Source organism: Robertmurraya sp. DFI.2.37 (assembly GCF_029211245.1).
Classification (GTDB): domain Bacteria; phylum Bacillota; class Bacilli; order Bacillales; family Cytobacillaceae; genus Robertmurraya; species Robertmurraya methanolica_A.
Genome location: NZ_JARGEJ010000048.1, coordinates 18896 through 36768 on the forward strand (window position 1 = coordinate 18896; position 17873 = coordinate 36768).

17 protein-coding genes are annotated in these 17873 nt (G+C 37.0%); 9 read left to right on the top strand and 8 right to left on the bottom strand.

Annotated features, from left to right (window positions below):
- Positions 1-19 precede the first annotated feature (19 nt).
- Positions 20-1324: an MFS transporter gene (locus PZE06_RS19650; RefSeq protein WP_275791986.1), complete on the bottom strand. Its 1305-nt coding sequence runs from the start codon at positions 1322-1324 to the stop codon at positions 20-22.
- Positions 1325-1342: 18 nt separating this feature from the next.
- The gene (locus tag PZE06_RS19655) at positions 1343-1768 is read right to left on the bottom strand and encodes a MarR family winged helix-turn-helix transcriptional regulator (RefSeq protein ID WP_137744489.1); all 426 of its coding nucleotides are present in this window, start codon (positions 1766-1768) and stop codon (positions 1343-1345) included.
- 457 nt (positions 1769-2225) lie between these two features.
- On the opposite strand from PZE06_RS19655, the gene PZE06_RS19660 reads away from it, so the two are divergent.
- A complete protein-coding gene (locus tag PZE06_RS19660) occupies positions 2226-2903 on the top strand; it encodes an N-acetylmuramoyl-L-alanine amidase family protein (RefSeq protein ID WP_275791987.1) in 678 nt (225 codons plus the stop codon).
- A 243-nt stretch (positions 2904-3146) separates the two neighbouring features.
- Here PZE06_RS19660 and PZE06_RS19665 read toward each other — a convergent pair whose 3' ends face one another.
- Positions 3147-3962 (bottom strand): immunoglobulin-like domain-containing protein, encoded by an 816-nt coding sequence (locus tag PZE06_RS19665; protein ID WP_275791988.1) that lies wholly within the window; start codon positions 3960-3962, stop codon positions 3147-3149.
- 33 nt (positions 3963-3995) lie between these two features.
- Positions 3996-4832, bottom strand: a complete 837-nt coding sequence (locus PZE06_RS19670) for a hypothetical protein (protein ID WP_275791989.1) — start codon at positions 4830-4832, stop codon at positions 3996-3998.
- A gap of 897 nt (positions 4833-5729) precedes the next feature.
- On the opposite strand from PZE06_RS19670, the gene PZE06_RS19675 reads away from it, so the two are divergent.
- The 4 genes from PZE06_RS19675 (at position 5730) to PZE06_RS19690 (ending at position 8357) form a co-directional block, all read left to right on the top strand.
- Entirely contained in the window at positions 5730-6047 is a 318-nt protein-coding gene (locus PZE06_RS19675) for a PadR family transcriptional regulator (protein WP_275791990.1), read from the top strand.
- Positions 6034-6600: a DUF2812 domain-containing protein gene (locus tag PZE06_RS19680; RefSeq protein ID WP_095310541.1), complete on the top strand. Its 567-nt coding sequence runs from the start codon at positions 6034-6036 to the stop codon at positions 6598-6600. Before PZE06_RS19675 ends, PZE06_RS19680 begins: the two co-directional genes overlap by 14 nt.
- 102 nt (positions 6601-6702) lie before the next feature.
- Positions 6703-7629 carry a helix-turn-helix domain-containing protein gene (locus tag PZE06_RS19685; RefSeq protein WP_095310539.1) on the top strand — a complete coding sequence of 309 codons (927 nt, stop codon included), beginning with the start codon at positions 6703-6705 and terminating at the stop codon, positions 7627-7629.
- Between the two features lie 506 nt (positions 7630-8135).
- Positions 8136-8357 (top strand): heavy-metal-associated domain-containing protein, encoded by a 222-nt coding sequence (locus PZE06_RS19690; RefSeq protein WP_275791991.1) that lies wholly within the window; start codon positions 8136-8138, stop codon positions 8355-8357.
- Between the two features lie 73 nt (positions 8358-8430).
- On the opposite strand, the gene PZE06_RS19695 is transcribed toward PZE06_RS19690, so the two are convergent.
- The gene (locus PZE06_RS19695) at positions 8431-8835 is read right to left on the bottom strand and encodes a MarR family winged helix-turn-helix transcriptional regulator (RefSeq protein ID WP_275791992.1); all 405 of its coding nucleotides are present in this window, start codon (positions 8833-8835) and stop codon (positions 8431-8433) included.
- A gap of 357 nt (positions 8836-9192) precedes the next feature.
- Between PZE06_RS19695 and PZE06_RS19700 the strand changes: the two genes are divergently transcribed.
- The 4 genes from PZE06_RS19700 to PZE06_RS19715 all read left to right on the top strand — a co-directional run bounded on the left by PZE06_RS19700 (position 9193) and on the right by PZE06_RS19715 (position 13651).
- Positions 9193-9654, top strand: a complete 462-nt coding sequence (locus tag PZE06_RS19700) for a flavodoxin (RefSeq protein ID WP_275791993.1) — start codon at positions 9193-9195, stop codon at positions 9652-9654.
- On the top strand, positions 9651-11561 hold the full coding sequence (locus PZE06_RS19705) for a heavy metal translocating P-type ATPase (RefSeq protein ID WP_275791994.1): 1911 nt from the start codon (positions 9651-9653) through the stop codon (positions 11559-11561). The genes PZE06_RS19700 and PZE06_RS19705 overlap by 4 nt, the downstream gene beginning before the upstream one ends.
- 62 nt (positions 11562-11623) lie before the next feature.
- On the top strand, positions 11624-12316 hold the full coding sequence (locus PZE06_RS29885; RefSeq protein WP_275791995.1) for a Crp/Fnr family transcriptional regulator: 693 nt from the start codon (positions 11624-11626) through the stop codon (positions 12314-12316).
- 744 nt (positions 12317-13060) lie between these two features.
- Complete coding sequence (locus PZE06_RS19715; RefSeq protein ID WP_275791996.1) at positions 13061-13651, top strand: YdhK family protein; 591 nt, start codon at positions 13061-13063, stop codon at positions 13649-13651.
- Between the two features lie 595 nt (positions 13652-14246).
- Here the strand turns inward: PZE06_RS19715 and PZE06_RS19720 are convergent.
- From PZE06_RS19720 to PZE06_RS19730, 3 genes are all read right to left on the bottom strand, one after another.
- Complete coding sequence (locus PZE06_RS19720) at positions 14247-14921, bottom strand: response regulator transcription factor (protein WP_275791997.1); 675 nt, start codon at positions 14919-14921, stop codon at positions 14247-14249.
- Positions 14918-16300: an ATP-binding protein gene (locus tag PZE06_RS19725; protein ID WP_309145452.1), complete on the bottom strand. Its 1383-nt coding sequence runs from the start codon at positions 16298-16300 to the stop codon at positions 14918-14920. The genes PZE06_RS19720 and PZE06_RS19725 overlap by 4 nt, the downstream gene beginning before the upstream one ends.
- A gap of 110 nt (positions 16301-16410) precedes the next feature.
- Positions 16411-16851 (bottom strand): GNAT family N-acetyltransferase, encoded by a 441-nt coding sequence (locus PZE06_RS19730; RefSeq protein WP_275791999.1) that lies wholly within the window; start codon positions 16849-16851, stop codon positions 16411-16413.
- Positions 16852-17873 lie beyond the last annotated feature (1022 nt).

Here is a 17873-nt window from a genome sequence, read left to right on the forward strand (position 1 = left end):
TTTGCACTTCAATTAGTATTCAACTGGTTATTTGATTTGTTGATAAATTCGGCTCCTTTTTTACCTTTTCAGGTTCAGGAAGCATGAAGCACATTAGTGCTGCCCCGATTAACAAAATGATTGCCGAATAAAAAGCCATATTATAATTGCCAGTGATATTAAAGAGTAATCCTGGCAAATAAGCTCCTAGCGCTGAACCAAGTTGATGGCTGAAGAATAACCAGCCTAACATTAACCCTAACAACTGTCGATTAAAAAACTGCGTTGCCAGCATTTGCGTAGGGGCTACAGTTGCAAAATCCACGACACCAAAAGAGATAGCGAAGATGATTAATAAGGACGGATTATTAACGAAAAATGTTAAAAATTCCAGATTACTAATAAAGATGGCTAATAAAATGAGAGTAAGTGTTCTACCAATATATAAATATGTAAGGAATTTTCTGTTACTCCATTTATCCGCAATGACACCAGATATCAATGTTCCAATAATATTGAAGGCAGCTAAAAGACTGACTGCTGTACCTATTTCAGTAGGTGTAAAACCACATAACTGAGCAAATGGGATAAGGTGAGTATCCATTAACCCTGTAGTTGTATATCCACATATAAAAAATGGGAGAAGCAGGAACCAAAAATGGCGTTTCTTTAGAATGGGCCAAAATGATGGTTTTGATTTTTCCAGAGAATGTTGATCTTCTTTTTCTTCATCGAAATGATTTCCACCAATTGGTTTTAAATTCTTGTCTGCCGGTTTATTTCGTAAAAATAGCAAGCCGATTGGAAATACGAAGAGTATTAAGAATACTCCTAATGAAATCACTGTCATTTGCCAATCATACATCGATATTAAGAAAAGTGAAGCAGGGACAAGAATGAGCTGTCCAGCGCCAAATCCAGCCTCCATGATTCCAAAGGCAAGTCCGCGCTTCTTTGTAAACCAATTCGTAACCGCAACTGAGGCAGCGACATTAGAGGCCCCACCAACACCAAGAGAGACAATAATTCCGTAAAGGATGAATAATTGCCAAGGAGAGGTTGCCCAATTGCAAAGAAAGATGCTAATTCCTACAAGCAGCGTGCTGAAGGATAAAATAACGCGAACACCAAAGCGATCAACAAGCTTTCCGATTAAAGGCTGTGATAGTCCATATACAATAAAACTAAGTGTTGAGATAAGAGAAATCGTCCCTCGATCCATATTAAAATCCTTTTCCCAAGGTTCTATAAAAGCACCAAAGGATAAACGAATTCCCTGTACGGCTAGTATCGTTAAGAATGTAATAAATAATATGACCCAAGCATAATGAAACTTGAACTTCATGGATGTCTCCTTCCAGATTTAATTTTCCTGGTTCAATCCCAGCTTTGTCAGCATTTTTTTGAAAACTTTTATTTCTTCCTCATCAAATCCCTCTATTACCGAATGATTCACTTCATCCATCGTATTATTTAGAGGAGTTTCCAGTTCTTTTCCTTTTTCCGTTAAATATATTAAGTTTATCCGTCTATCTTTCGGATCATGGCGCCGCTCGATCAGTCCATTTTGCACTAGCCGATCTAATATGGGGGTTATTGTTGAGCCATCCAAATGAAGTCGTTTGGCAATGTCAATGCTTTTTTGGCCCTCCTTCTCCCATAGTAAATGCAATATGGTAAATTGTACGGGCGTAATTCCAAAGTTGCTTAACCGTTCTTTTCCTTTTTGCGATACTTTGTGAAAAGTTTTCCCTAACAAAAAACAAAAGCAATCTTCAATTTTTTCCACTTGTCGAGACCTCCCAATAAAAGAATTTTCTTAATTATAATAGTAGCACACAAATTATTGGTGCACCAATAATTTGTGCAAAAGTTTTTGGGCAATTTTTAAAATCATGCTCTGCTTTAAAGCGAAGTTTTTTTATCAAAATAGATTAACGTTTATCTATCTCTCATTGAATCGTCATTTTACTAAAAAAACGGTTTTTCGTGTGAAGTCTTGGTCTCGCACGTCTTTTAGTTTAGAAAAGTCTTTTGATTCCATGGAACGAAAAGTAACACCGGCATATAACAAAAGTTTGAAAAAGCCAAGTACATCTTTGCATCTCTGTGTTATTCTTTTAAAAAGTATCCAAAATGCTCATGGTGGAAGGATAAAGCAATTCGAGCGTGAAATATTATTATGAATATGGGTTATATCGTGTAAGAAGAAGCAGATCAAGTTAATATGAAGAAGATGACGTTTTATGAGTCTAGGCAATGTCAGTGAAGAACTAAAATGGAAAGAAGGCAGAAATATGAAGAAAATCGTGTGGCTTTTTGGACTATTATTGTTTATCGTAATAGGCTCAGCTTGTAGCGACAATCGTTTAAAGGTGGTTATTGACCCAGGTCATGGAGGAATAGATGCAGGGGCAACAGGTGTTAGCGGGAAATATGAAAAAGATTTTACTTTAAGTCTTTCGAAAAAAGTGGAGCAATTGTTGAAAAAGGAATCTGATATAAAAGTTTTGATGACACGAAGTGATGATACTTTCATTTCACAGGAAAGTCGGCAAAGACCGAAATACGCTAATGAGGTAAAGGCAGATCTATTTATATCTATTCATGGAAACACTTTTTCAGATTCTTCCGTATCGGGAACCGAGACATTTTATTATCATAAAAATTCTCAATCTTTTGCTGAGATTATGCAGAAACATGTGGTGGAGGCGACTGGTTTCAGAGATAGAGGAGTAATGGAAAGGGATCTATTTGTTGTTAAGGAAACGGAAATGCCGGCTGCGTTGCTTGAAATAGGCTATTTAACAAATCAGGAGGATGAGGCCAAAATGTGGATGGACGACTTTCAAAATCGTGTTGCTGCTTCGATAGTTGCAGGGATTAAAGAATATCAAGAGAATCTGGAAAAAACAGAGGAATAGTTTATTTTCTCCATTTATTGAAGAAAGACTCAGAAAAAATGGCTAAAATCGCTGTAGGCAGAAATCTGCTCACCATTTTAGCCATTCGTCTTTTAAATTTTGCAAAGCCTATGTGGATAATCTTCACGAATCAACAGTTAATATTGACATAAAAAAGCCATTGAAGATAGCCGAATTCCTCTTTAGAAATTTTTCTGAAATGAATCGGATGCCGGAAAATCGTTTGTCTGCGGAAACATGTATTCATTCCACTGTAAAGTCAACTGAAATTTTTTCGTTTTCATCCAATTCCTTAATGACACGATAGGTTCCCTTTTCCAATTCATCCAGCTTGACATCTTGGGAGAAAGATTCGTTTTTCCTGATTATAACACCAATGTCAGGAACCATTTGTTCGAATTTGTATGGTTCCCATCCTTCTCCATTCCACTTTTCTAATATGATTCCATAGCCTGTACCTATCTCAACGGTACCTAAATTTTTTAAGGTTACGATCATCGTATCGCCTTGGGAATATATGCTTTTATCCAAATCAATTCTTGCATTTAGTTCATCGTGTGGAACGAAAAGACGATGGTACTCTTGTTTGCGCACTTCATGATCTTTGTTTATGGCAATCTGTTCAATATAATAAGCGACATTTTCCTCGTCTGGAATTTGTATGGTAAAGAGAGGGTCATCTCGATGTACAGTTTCCTCTAAAATGGTATCAAACGTTCTCTCCTCATCGTTGAACTTTAGAAATCTTACTTCATATTTGCTGCCACGGGACAAAGTATTTGGATTAATTTCAAACTTTTCTCCAGGACGATAGAGACGGTGAGATGTTTGCTGAAAGGATTTTGGATCACGATCACCAAAAAAGGCTGAATCTAGCAAGTCTAAGTACGATTTACTTGTGTACTGAATCGCTGTATTTAATTTCGTTTTGTCGACGGCTTTTAATTGTTGTGGGATCTCATTATGAATTTTTTCACCTTTAACGTCAGGCTTGGTGATTTCGTCCGAACTGCATCCAGTTAATAATAAAAACAGCAAAAATAGATAGATGTTTTTCATTTTGTTTTTCCCTCGCTACTTAAAGAGTACCGTTCACTCGACTGTAAAGAGTGCGGAAATTTTATCTTGCTCTGTTAGTTTTTCAATAATACGATAGGTTCCTTTTTCAAATCGACATTCGGTGTACTCAGGATAATGAAAATCATCCATTTGCACTGAAATTAATTGCCCACTCTCCATTTTATCAGCTTTATAAAGCTTCCAATTTTCACCGTCCCATTTTTCAAAGGTTCTGCCAGCTCTAAATCCTAATGGGATGGTTCCTAATTCCACTAATGTTATCGTCATTGTATCTCCTGCGCTATACGTAGTTTTATTTAATTCAATTCTTGCATTTAGTTCATTGTAAGGAACAAAAAGACGATGGTATTCTTGTTTGCGCACTTCATGATCCTTGTTTAGGGCAATCTGTTCAATATAATAAACGACATTTTCCTCGTCAGGAATTTGTATGGTAAAGAGAGGGTCATCCCGATGCACAGTTTCCTCTAAAATGGTTTCAAATATATTTTCCGTATTGTTGAACTTTAGAAATCTCACTTCATATTTGCCACCACGGGACAAAGTATTTGGATTAATTTCAAACTTTTCCCCAGGGCGATAGAGGCTGTGAGATGTTTGCTGAAAGGATTCGGGATCACGGTCGGCAAAAAAGGCAGAGTCTAATAAAGCTAAGTACGATTTACTTGAATGACGGATAGCTGTGTTCATTTTGGCACGATCAATTTCTTTTAATTGCTGCGGAATATCATTAAAAACGGCCGCGTGGTTATCCTTTACAACTTCCTCCGTACCGTTCTTGACGGTTTCATTAGACGTACATCCTGTTAACAACCATAATGATAAGCATAGAGTGATGGTTTTTTTCAATGGTATCACCTCCTTTACTTAATTAGTCGTTAAACTCAGAGAATGCGTTACCATTATTTTGAAAGTAGTAAATCAATGGGGAATTTAAACAAATTAATAATATAAGTCAGCATGCAATTGAGGTTTATTGTTGAGAAGATCCTTTAGTCGAAGTGCTTTTAAAAAAGAAGCGATCTAAATCCGCATATGCTATGTATTAAACCTTGTAAGTGATGTTTTTCATAATAATTATTACAAACTCCATATTATAGACACAGAAATTCAAAGAAATTTCCATATCTTGAATACATGATAGTAATGGAACTATGCTATTTTTAAACTATTAATTGAAATAAATACTTGTTTTTATAATGAAAATCAAAACTCTTCGATTGATTTCTCATTAAACAAGTAAGAATTTATTTTAATTGTAAAATAGTGCAGAACAATGGAAAAAATTTAAAAGTGTCTAGGGCAGAGCTGTAAGTTTAAGAAATCTAGTTAACCACTCCCAAGCAAAGGTCTATGTTTTTTTAAAAATTGATCCTCTAGTTTTAACAAAAATAATCCTCAAAAATACTAAATAATCCAAACATCATTAATGAAACGTAACAATGAACTGCTTGAGAATTGAATATTTAATCTGAGTGAACAAAGAAAAAATGGCTTTATCTTTTCCTATAAAATTCTTACGCAAAGGCGGATAAAAACTTAGTTTATATTGAGAACAATATTCGTCATCTCTGCTTGTTCAATGAAACGGCCAATTAATGAATAAGATTATACAAAAAGTCGATTTCCTAATGTAAAGGAAATCGACTTTTTTCGTTTTAAATTTTTTGTTGACTATTCAGTTGAACTGTACTATATTATTATTCAGTTCAACTATATAGTTCAACTGAGTATAGGAGTGAGGGTATGAAACATCATTTATTGCCGTTGTCTGAAACGATGCATTATATTTTATTAGCTTTACGTGAGCCGCTTCACGGGTATGCCGCCATGCAAAAAATAGAGGAATTAAGTAATGGCACCGTTATTTTAGCCGCTGGTACATTATATGGTGCGATTGAAAATTTGAGTAAACATGGTTGGATTGAACCTGTTGGAAATTCAGGTAGGAGAAAAATTTATATGATCACCGCAGAAGGAAGGACGATTTTGAAATTAGAACAAGAAAGGCTAGAGCATATTTTATCCTTGTACGAAGGAAGTGAATCAAATGAAGATGTTTAAGGTGTTTTTTGATATTGAAAAGGAAGAACTATGGTTAAACGAGCAGCTGCAAAAAGGTTATCGTTGTACAAATATAAGTAGTTTAGGAATATATACATTCAAAAAAACTGACAAGAGATATGTGATGCGACTGGATTATCAAAAGTATTTACCAAAGAAAAAGTTTCAAGAGTATAAAGGGATATATGAAGACTTCGGCTGGAATTATATTACGCATAGCTTGTTTGGCAGGATTCGCTACTGGCAAAAAGAAGACGACGGTCAAAATGAAATCTTCTCGGATCGCCAATCAAACAGCCATTATTATAAAAGATTGATGGGTTATTCATTTTGGCTATGTATGCTTATGCTAGCTGTTGCTATTCCCTACATGAATTTTTCGGAATTATATCATTCAGGTCTTTGGAGTATGCAAGGTGATTTGTTTTGGAAGGCTTTCATCTTTGAAACTCCATTTGCTTTATTGAAGCTGTCTCCCTTCTTTTTCAGTATTTTCTTTGGGATTAGTTTTTATAAAGCTAATCGAAGGTACTCAATGTTAAAAGAAAAATAACAATAGGAGTTTAAGTATGAAGAGGTTGATATTACATCGACCTTTTTTTAATGATTTTTAGGATACAGCAATTACTTTGTCGCAAGATATATCAAAAAACGGATGAAAAACTTTGATATCTTACATTTAAAGGAGGTGCTTTCGTTGTATAACCATGAAATTATGATTAAGAATATTATTTTGTATGTGGAAGAAAACCTACATGAACCACTTGATTTGGAGAATATTGCAGCACAATCAAATTTTTCAAAGTATCACTTCCACCGAATATTCCAATCCACGATTGGCATGACGATAACTGAATATATTCGGATAAGAAGGTTGGCTAATGCCTCTTCTGCCTTGATTTACACAAGTGAGCGTATACTTGATATCGCTTTATATTATCAGTTTGAATCACAAGAATCATTCACAAGAGCATTTAAAGAGATTTATAAGTTACCACCAGGCAAGTATCGAAGAATCATGCGAGACATGATTAAAATTAAGGAGGAAACAAACATGGATACAAAGGTGAAAGGTTGGTTTTTAAGTGGATCAAATCCATTTCATTACGAAATGGGGATTGACCATGAAGTTGTTCATCAGGGGAAAGCATCAGGATATTTAAAATCAAAAACAGTGTCGGATTCGACTGAATTCGCGACCATGATGCAAGCGTTTAAGGCTAATCAGTTTGTTGGAAAGCGCATTAAACTCTCTTGTTTCATCCGTACGCAAGAGGTAGATACGTACGCTGGGATGTGGATGCGAGTAGACGATACAATGGAAGATGTACTTCAATTTGATAATATGAGTAATCGCCCCATTAAAGGAACCACAAACTGGAACCATTACTCAATCATTTTAGATGTTCCAACTCAAAGTGCTGTTATTTCGTTTGGTATCATTCTGTCTGGACAAGGAACTGTATGGGCAGATCAATTCACTTTTGAAGAAGTGGATGAAAGTATTCCAACAACTAATTTAGAGGTACATGGTGAACTGCTGGACGAGCCAGTTAATTTATCGTTTGACGAAGAAATATGAATTAAAGAAGGAGTATATAATGGATAATTCTGGTAAAAAAGCTGCAGGAGTAGTATTAAGTATTATAGTTATAATTGCAATCATGGCTGTAAAATTTGCAGGAATTAACACGCTTGTTCATTACTTAAAGTTTTGATGAAAGTATTGTTCAACTTTACGGCAATAGGCGTAATTCTTGAACAAGAAGCAACAGAGTTACACATATTAGTCATGTGCAACATATATACTCTTTTCACCATATTACTTTGTTCATTTAGAGAATTCAGATGGATATGATGAAAGTAAAATATCAAATCCTTATGAAAAAGTTAAACGATGGTTGCTAATATTTACTGATAGGCATTTTCGGTTTAAAAATTTCAGTGAATTGATTCACAGATGCTTGTCTTCTTCTAAAGGAAGCTCAGTGCGCGTAATCTTCTTAAATCCTATTCTTGATCCTCCTCAATTTAATCATTTTTAAATTCTCTTACAATCAAGGTATAACGATTGAGGAGGTAAACAAAATGGAAAAAATTATATTCCAACTAGAGCCACTAACTTGTCCATCCTGTATTAAGAAAATCGAAACGGTCCTTCAGAGAACAGCAGGTGTAGAATCTGCCAAAGTGATGTTTAATTCAAGCAAGGTAAAAGTGGAATTGAATGAGGCTGAAGTGAAGGTCGAAAAACTAAAAGTAACATTGGAAAAGCTAGGGTATTCTGTTTTATCTATGAAAGTTTCATAATTTTTCATGGAAGCTTCTGCGGAAATGCAGAGGCTTCTTTTTAATCGTTATTGCTCCAATTTCAAACACTCAATTAATCCGGTACATTCTGTTTTACTTGCAGAAATCCTATCCTTGCGATTTCCTCTAAATGAATTTCAGATAAACGCTGCAAAATTTCTTCGCCTTCTACAGTCAATTTAATTAGAACACTGCGTCCATCATCTGGATTACTTATTCTTGTGACAAGACCGAGCTGTGAACAGCGATCAATCAACCCTACACAGGCATTATGTGAGATGAACAGACGCTCGGCAAGTTCACGTGGTGTCGCTGTGTCTCGTCCGGGGAACCCTTTAATAGCCAGTAAAAGCTGGTGTTGCTGAGGAGTCACCCCCACTTTCCGTGCTTCAGAATCACTAAAATGAAGGAATTTCTTTAATTGATATCTAAATTCAGCTAGTGATTCGTACGTTTCTTTCGTTAATTCATGTGTCATAGAAATCCACCTTTAATCTTGATAAATATATCTTAACACGATATAATTTAAATACAATAAATATATCGTATTAGGATATAAAGTGAGGGATTGAAATGGAATTTTTAAAATTCTTGGCTCCAACCACGATATCTGGCATCGTATTTTTTGTCGTCTCTATTGTCGGGATTTTTATTTTGAACAAAAAGGTTTACAAATTTAATGATTAAAGAAAGAAAGGCTTTTGCTATTTGTGCAGGAGCTTTTTTTTTGGGGCCAATTTTTTGATGAAATTGATGAGGATCAATTCAATTGCAAATGAATGCGACTATGATTAACTCATCATGATAGTGAAGTCTTTAAGTAGGAAGTGAGACTGTGAATACGATTATTATTTTTTCTAGTATGACTGGGACCACAGAGCAGCTGGCTTATGCTTTAGCGGAACAATTAGAAAAGATTGGTGAACAAGTAGTTGTGAAAGATGCCTTCGATGCTTTTGCTGAGGAGTTGCCAGCATATGAACGAATTTTGCTCGGTTGTCCAACATGGGGGGATGGAGACTTATCTGATGAATTCATCGATTTTTACGAAGAAATGGTACAGATGAATTTAACAGGAAAAAAAGCTGCTGCCTTTGGTCCAGGGGATTCATCTTATAAACATTTTGCCAGAGCTGTTGATATTTTGGAAGATGGGTTAAGAGCTTGCGGATGTGACATCATCACAAACGGCTTAAAAGTGGATAGCAGAAGCAGCGATGAGCAGGAAATACAAACTGAATGTAAGTGGTTTGTTGAGAAATTGATGATAGAAAAAATGGGGTGCGCGAGGCGATGAATAAAAATAAAAATTACCTGACCAGTATCTCATTTGTTTTAATCATAAGTGGTTTGTTCGCTAGCGGTTTTGATATTGAGGGAATGAAGAAAATGGCCTTTATTTTGGCTACCGTTGTTGCCGGTATCCCTATTGCTACGAAAGCCTATCACTCTGTTAAAATGAAAGCTTTTAGTATTGAATTATTAGTCACCATTGCTGTGATTGGCGCTATTTTTATTCAAGAATATTTCGAGGCAGCGGTTGTCACGTTTTTATTCTTATTTGGGGATTTTTTGGAAGCACGTACATTGGCAAAAACGCGTTCAGCATTAAAAGAATTGGTGGACATGGCTCCCCAGGAGGCGATTGTGGTTCGGAATGGATCACAAAAGATAGTCTCAGTTGAGGACGTTGAAGTCGGAGAGCGAGTAGTGATTCAATCAGGTGCAAAGATTCCCGTAGATGGAAGGATTGTATCAGGGCACGCTTTTATAAATGAGGCTGCTATTACTGGTGAAGCAATTCCAGCATGGAAACATGAAAAGGATCATGTATTTAGTGGAACGATTGTAGACAATGGTTTTATTGAGATCATCGCTGAAAAAGTAGGAGATGATACGACTTTTTCGAGAATTATTGAATTAGTCGAGGAGGCGCAAGAATCAAAAACGAAAACGGAAAAGTTTCTTAATACGTTTTCCCATTACTATACACCGGCAGTAGTTGGTTTAGCTACCCTCGTATTTGTTATAACCAGAGATCTTCATCTTGCGATTACATTTCTTGTCATCGCTTGCCCTGGAGCATTAGTAATTGGTGCTCCTGTATCTAATGTTGCAGGGATTGGAAATGGGGCCATGCATGGTGTCTTGGTCAAAGGTGGAGAAGTAATGGAAAAGCTCTCGAAAGTGGATACATTGATGTTTGATAAAACAGGGACATTAACAAAAGGAAGACCAGAGGTTACCGATATCCGCCTTTTTCAGGAGTTCGAAGAAAATGAATTACTACGATTAGTTGCACAAGCTGAAGGGATCTCAGAGCATCATTTAGGGCAAGCCATTATCAAGGAAGCGAAGGCTCGACATTTACCTATAACGAAAGCACCTGAAGAAGGGGAAGTAGTGAAAGGACATGGGATTCGTGCCAAGGTAGATGGTCGAAGGCTTGTGATTGGCAATCGCAAATTAATGAAAAATGAAAAAGTGGAACTTCCAAATGAACTTTCTCAATATGCAGAAGAACGTGAGATAGGTGGGAATACTGCGGTCTTTGTAGCAGTAGAGGATCAGATGATCGCGGTCATATCGATTGCCGATCAAATTCGTGAGGATGCGGCAAAGGCTTTGAACGAAATGAGAAAAAATGGGGTCGAAAATATCATTATGTTGACTGGAGATAACTGCTATACGGCTGAATTAGTGGCTACTCAATTGGGAATTGACAAATTCTATGCAGAGTTACTGCCGGAGCAAAAAGTGGAGTATGTAAAAATGTTCAAACAGCAGGAACGTATCGTTGCTATGGCGGGAGATGGGATTAACGATGCACCGGCGATTGCTTCAGCAGATGTTGGTTTAGCTATGGGGCAGAGTGGCACAGATATTTCAATGGAAACAGCGGATGTCGTCTTAATGGGCGACAAGCTAATGCAATTTTCTCACGCCTACGCTTTGTCTAAGGCAACGATTCGTAATATGAAGCAAAATACCTTTTTGGCTGTAGCAACCGTATTTATCCTACTCATAGGAGTACTGATCGACTCTATTCATTTAGCATCCGGAATGTTTATCCACGAGGCAAGTGTGTTGCTTGTGATTTTGAACGGAATGAGACTTATTGGGTTTAATCAAAAATCTAAAAAGCTTGGAACAAAGGCACAAACTGCATTTAGAAAACAGTGGGGAAGTTCACTTCTTAAATGAGGGAACTGAAATAAAATTAAAACGTTAAGCAATGTGTTATTCCAAATAGGGGTTGATTCAAAGTGGAACTAGAAGAAAAAATATTCATTCATCAAGCATGTGTTTCAAGGGTTCCCATTTTTAGCGGGCTAGGGGAGGCACATTTAAAGGAAATTACGGGAACAGTAAAAGCTGTTTCTTATAAGAATAAAGAGATCATTCATCATGCAGGGGATGTTTCAGACTCCCTTTACATTGTGAAGGAAGGGAAAATAAAGATTTACAGACTTTCAGAATCTGGAAAGGAGCAATTAATTCGGATCTTATATCCAGGTGACTTCACTGATGTGCAACCTTTGTTCAAGGATTCGTTTCATCATTCATTTGCGGAAGCGATGGAAGATACTGTAGTTTGTGTTATCCAAGGAATGAGCTTGCAGGAACTTTTAATAAAATATCCTGTGATTTCATTCAAAATGTTAGCCGAGCTTTCGAATAGACTGGATATACTGGAGCGGCAGACGATGAGGTTTACGACAGAGAAGGTAGAGACGAGGCTCGCCTTTTACTTAGTCGAAAGTCTCAAGCAAGAAAAAGGTGGATATGAATTTGATTTACCGATGAGTAAAAAGGATTTAGCTTCCTATCTAGGCACAACCCCAGAAACGATAAGTCGTAAGTTAACAGAATTTGCAGAAGCAGGCTATATTGAACAGAAAGGGAATAAAAGAATTAAAATTTTAGATGTAGAACGACTGCTGGTTGTTTGCCAATAACCATTTTAGTGACCATTAAATGAAATCTCCATCTGAAAATTCGATCGGATAGATTGAATTTCTAGATGGAGTTTTTTAATGCAAGTTTAGGATATACTTACTCCTGTAACGACCATTGAGGCATTAAGTAGATAGTGACCGCTGGATTGGTTAGCTTCCTATTTTTTAACTGATTGTGAGTATTCTAGCTCTGGCATATACTTTTTCAAGAAAAAAGTAAACCATCCCTTAGCTCCCCAGTTTAGATGGTGTACTTTACTGTGAATGTTGATCGCTTTTGAAGCGATGCTATTTGGTTACAAGAGACCGTTTGGTGTTACCAACACCGGATGGTCTTTTTTAGTAATACTATATTTACTGACTTTATTATAACAAATTTCTAAGTTCTATTTTTGATGAATTTACAATAAAAAAGAGTACTGCAATGAGTACTCTTTTTGGCTATATGTAAAACTCCGAGTTGAAAACTCGGAGGAAACAATAAAATTATGGCTTACCAACCCAAAAATTATTGTTAAACCTAGTATACGAATTTTGTCGAATTTTGTCGATGATGAATGATTGGAAGTATAGGATGATCCTGCCAATGTCTTTAAATCTTTGAGGATTCGCTTGCTTGAGAGAAAGAATCGCCACAAAATGCTCAAAAAATTTGACTGGAGATCTCCATCATTTCTGCATATTTTCTTGTTAAAGTATGCATTGTGATAAAACTCACTATGATTTACTAAGGAGGAATTACAAATGTTTCAAAAATCAAATGGAAAATGGACTATCTTTTTATTAGTGGCTTTCATTTTTATCTTAGGGGCATGTTCTAATGGAAGCGATGATGAAGCTGTAGAAGGGGAAGATGAGACTGCTCCTACAGAACAATCGACTGGTGGAGCTCATAGTCATATGGAGATGTCAGGGACAGGAGAAGTGCCTGAAGGTTTGGTCGTTGAAGAAAATCCAACCTATGAAGTTGGCAACAAAGTGATCATTGAAACAGATCATATGGAAGGAATGATGGGAGCTGAAGCGACTGTTTCCGGAGCTTACCGCACGACTGTCTATGCTATTTCGTATACACCAACTACTGGTGGGGAAAGAGTAGAAAATCATAAATGGGTTATTCACGAGGAACTTGTCAATCCAGGTGATGCGCCATTGGCTCCAGGGACAGAGGTAAAAACAGATGCTGCTCATATGGTAGGTATGGAGGATGCAACAGCAACAATTGATACAGCTGAAGAAACGACTGTCTACATGGTAGATTTCACAACTCCAAGTGGAGAGGAAGTCAAGTTTCATAAGTGGGTAACTGAAGACGAATTGTCCCCTGCTGAATAAAATAAGTAAAATGTTCTTCACCCAGTAATTTTTTTCTCTAAATCCCTTTATTGCGATGTGGTTAAAGTCGAGTTATTTAAAGTGAATTGAGTGGGAATTTACCTTGAGAAAGGGAGGACAAGGTTGTTATCGGTTGAATCGAGAGTCTATTAGATCGGAAAAGGCGAGTATAAAGTAGCTAGTGGTCAATCGAGCAGCCATTAGAGCGAATCAAAATCCCAGCACGAGAAACGATTATCTGCCTCTTTTTAGAGGCAGATTTTTCATTTGTGCATCACTCTTGCAATGTGTTATGTCAAGAGCATGCAGCTCAAGGGCAACAAGCTTTTAGTTCGATTTTTACAACAATCGGAGGCCCATAGGTTCTTAAATCGAAAGACAGCCTTGATCGTTTGTACGATGATGTGCACGATTTGGATCATGATCGTAGAAACGATATTCGAAGATGCAATACGATTTTTTTTAGGTGAAATGTCCATATAGTCGTATAGCCAGAGACTTATATTTAGGAATGAATCTTATTCAACAAGTATTAAGCACACTTCTTATTTGTTTGCAGCTTAACCACATTTAAAGAATGAGCAAGCCCTTTTACCTATTTACTGGCCCATTTATAGCCGACGCCCCAGACGGTTTGCAAGTAATCATCTGGAGGGAAACCGGCCTTTCGAAGCTTGTCCCGTAAATTCCTCACATGTGAGTCGACGGTACGATCTTCGGTTGCCACCTCAAAGCCCCAAATCGTCATAATTAAATGCTCTCTCGAAAAGACTTTATTTTGGTTGCTTAGGAATAAACTCATCATTGCAAACTCTTTAGGGGTTAGCGGAATATTTTTCCCATTGTACTGAACTTGGTAGGAATCGTTGTCTAAGATGATGCCTTTAAAAAACAGTTTGCCTGATATCCCTTTTTTTCTTCTTAAAACAGCTTCGATTCTTGCTGTGAGTTCATCTTCATCAAAGGGCTTTGAGATATAATCATCTGCTCCACCTTTTAATCCTTTGACAATATCTGACTTTTCACTCATAGCGGTAAGCATAATAATTGGAATGTCCCAATGCCTTCGAATCTCATTGCATGCTTCCCACCCGTCCATTTCAGGCATCATCACATCTAATAAGATAAGGTCAGCATGTTTAGACTCTAAAAAGGCGATCGCGTCTTTTGCTGATTCTTTTTTCACACATTTATAGCCAAGTGGAGTTAAATATAAAGATAATAAATCTAGCATCATCGCTTCATCGTCAATTAATAAAATTGTCTTCATTTGCCGACCTCCTTAAAAGTTAATTGAAACTTTGTGCCAACGCCTTCTTTACTTGTAACAGAGATTTCCGCATCGTGGGCATGGACAAGTTCATGGACAATGGCCAGTCCAAGCCCTGTTCCGCCAAGAGCTCTCGTTCTAGATTTATCGACCCGATAAAAGCGGTTAAAAATATAAGGAAGATCTTTTTCAGGAATGCCTTTTCCACTATCGGTGATGGTTATATGGATCGAATCTTTTTCCTTCCAGGCGTTTAAAGTAATATCCGATTCCGCATCTGAGTATTTGACGGCATTATCCAAAAGATTAAATAAAATGAGTTCGAGTTTAATGGGATCTGCCATTAAATAGAGTTGTGCTTGGCACTGATATGTGTAGTGAATTTTTTTCTCTGTAAGCGCGGGTGTCAGTTTTTGCGAAACTTTTTCTAATAATGGTTGTAGATTCAGGCGCTCTTTTTGGATCACAAAGGAATTTTGATCCATTTTTGCTAACTCAAATAATTCTTTTACAAGGATTGAGAGACGATTTGTTTCGTCAAATATAATGGTTAAGTATTTCTGCTGTTCTTCTTCATTCAAATTTCTTTTCCTAACAATATCGGTGTAGCCCTTTATATAGGTAAGGGGTGTCCGCAACTCATGTGAAATGCTGGCCAGAAACTCACTCCGCTGCTGCTTCAAGTAATTTAGTTCCGCGGCAAGCGCTTCGATTGAGCGTGCCAAATCGCCTAACTCGTCCTTAGAGGTTTTCGGAAAGGAGACAGCAAAGTTTCCTTTGCTAATTTGATAGGTTGCTTCTTTCATCGTGAGTAAAGGTTTCGTAATCCCTTTAGAGAGAAAGACAATAATGATCACAGTGAAAATGATTGATAATACGCCGGCAAGAGAAAAGTGTTCATTTAAACTTTTCATCATTAAATGAACCGATTCTGTGTTTTCAAACATATAGACATAGCCCATTAAACGATTATGGATATAAATAGGGCTGACTGTAGCAATATATCGTTCTCTCTTCCAATCATCTTCAATGACTTGTCCTTCTCTAGGAATTTCCTGCCCGTGAGTTGGAAGATACTTTTCAAAGTTGTCTATCGGATCAGAGGACCGAATAACAGTGCCTTTTTCATCGGTAATGACGACATCTGTTGAAGACTCTGATTCCATCAGAATCACATGGTCGATAATGTCTTCAGCGAAGTGATTTTCAAGAACGGCCCGGTGGGAATTTCCTCTTGCTTGTAAAGCCATTACTTCTTCTTCCACCTTTGTGTCGGCTATTCCCATATGTAAAAAGAAGAGCATCGAAGTAATTAGAGAAAAGATAATAATGAAAAAAAGAATGCCTAGTTTAATCGATAAATTTTTCAATCCTATCACCTAAGTTGATAATGGACAAAGCGTTTGCATGCTTTTCCATCACGAAAAATTGGATTTGAGCAATAGTGTACCGCGAATTTGTGGAGAAACAGTGCAGTTTTCCTCTCCATTTATAAATTAAGCTCGTAATGAAAAAATTGGACATCTTTTATGTAGCCATGTTTTTCATATAAGCGTTGAGCCGTGTCATTATCTGGAGCCGTGCTTAAACTGATGCTTTTTGCCTTGGTTTCGATGGCAAACTCCTTTACCTTTTGTAGAAGCAGTTCTCCGACACCTTGTTTTCTGGCGTTTTTTGCCACATACAGGTCATTTAAAATCCATGCCTTCGCCATTGAAATGGAAGAGAAAGTGGGGTAAAGCTGGGTAAAGCCGATGTAATTTCCATCATTTTTCACTATAAAAATGATTGATTCTTTCTTTGTAACCCGTTCCTTAAGGTAACTTTTTGCTCCCTCAAGATCTGATGGCTGTTGGTAGAACTGTCGATATTGATCAAAAAGGGGGGCTACCCCATTAATGTCTGCGATAGTTGCTTGATAAATTTCCATTTAAAAGTCCTCCTTTTTTGTTCTTTATGAGAATGAGTGCTTACTTAGCCACTCGATTGCATCAACCAAGTTTTCAGCAATATGGTCAATATAAATACAGAATGTAGACAAAGTTAAAGATATAGATGGCAGCTTCCCTTCAGACTGAATGAAAACGTTTGGCTTTTGAGGAACGATTTTGGGAAGATCGGAGCTCCGGAATCGGTAATGAGCACTGGACAAGGCGAAACTACAAAGAAAGCGAGGGTTTGTCAACAGTCTGGAATTTTTTGCTCTTCACGGTGTTCATATAAAGTAAACTACCAGCTCCTGTTTTTACAAGTGTCTTGAACAATTCGCCTTCAATACAGCAGTCATGTCACTCACTCCTACGATCACTAATGACAACGCAATTCTTCAATTGAATAGGATGTTTTTGCGCAGTTGATAACAGCATTCTGATATTGGGTTTCCCCTTCACTAGAATGGTCCAACAAATAAAGCTATCATCGAAACCAAATTCGCTCAGTTCGATCATAAATTGTTCGACGGTTGCTTTTCCTCTTCAACCTTCAAGGTGGTTCGTGAAGGTAAAGACGTTTATTCTGTTCTTTTTTATGTAGCGATGACCTCACGTGAGAAGGGGAATAATTGAAATTCTCTATGATCATGGACGTATATCACCACTGATTGTGCATCTCGATTTAAGAATATCGTTTCAATCAGCTGAAGATAACTCGTATATTGTATATTTCAATGATCTTAACATAAATCTCCTCTGTTTTGGGGGAAATAAAATCGAGTATGCATTCCATACTCGATAGTGGGGAGACATTGGGCTATTTGATTTGTTAGAGCATTGTGCCTGACTATTCATAATGGAGTCAACAGACAGAACTCCGGAGTTCTGTCTGTTTTTATTATAGAAAAGAAAACCCTGGGCTATGCCTAGGGTTCCAAAAAGCTTACAGCGTGGTATTAAAAAAACTTCCTCATGGTGCTAAAATATTTTTGGTTCGCCAACCGAAAATAAATAGCCAGGA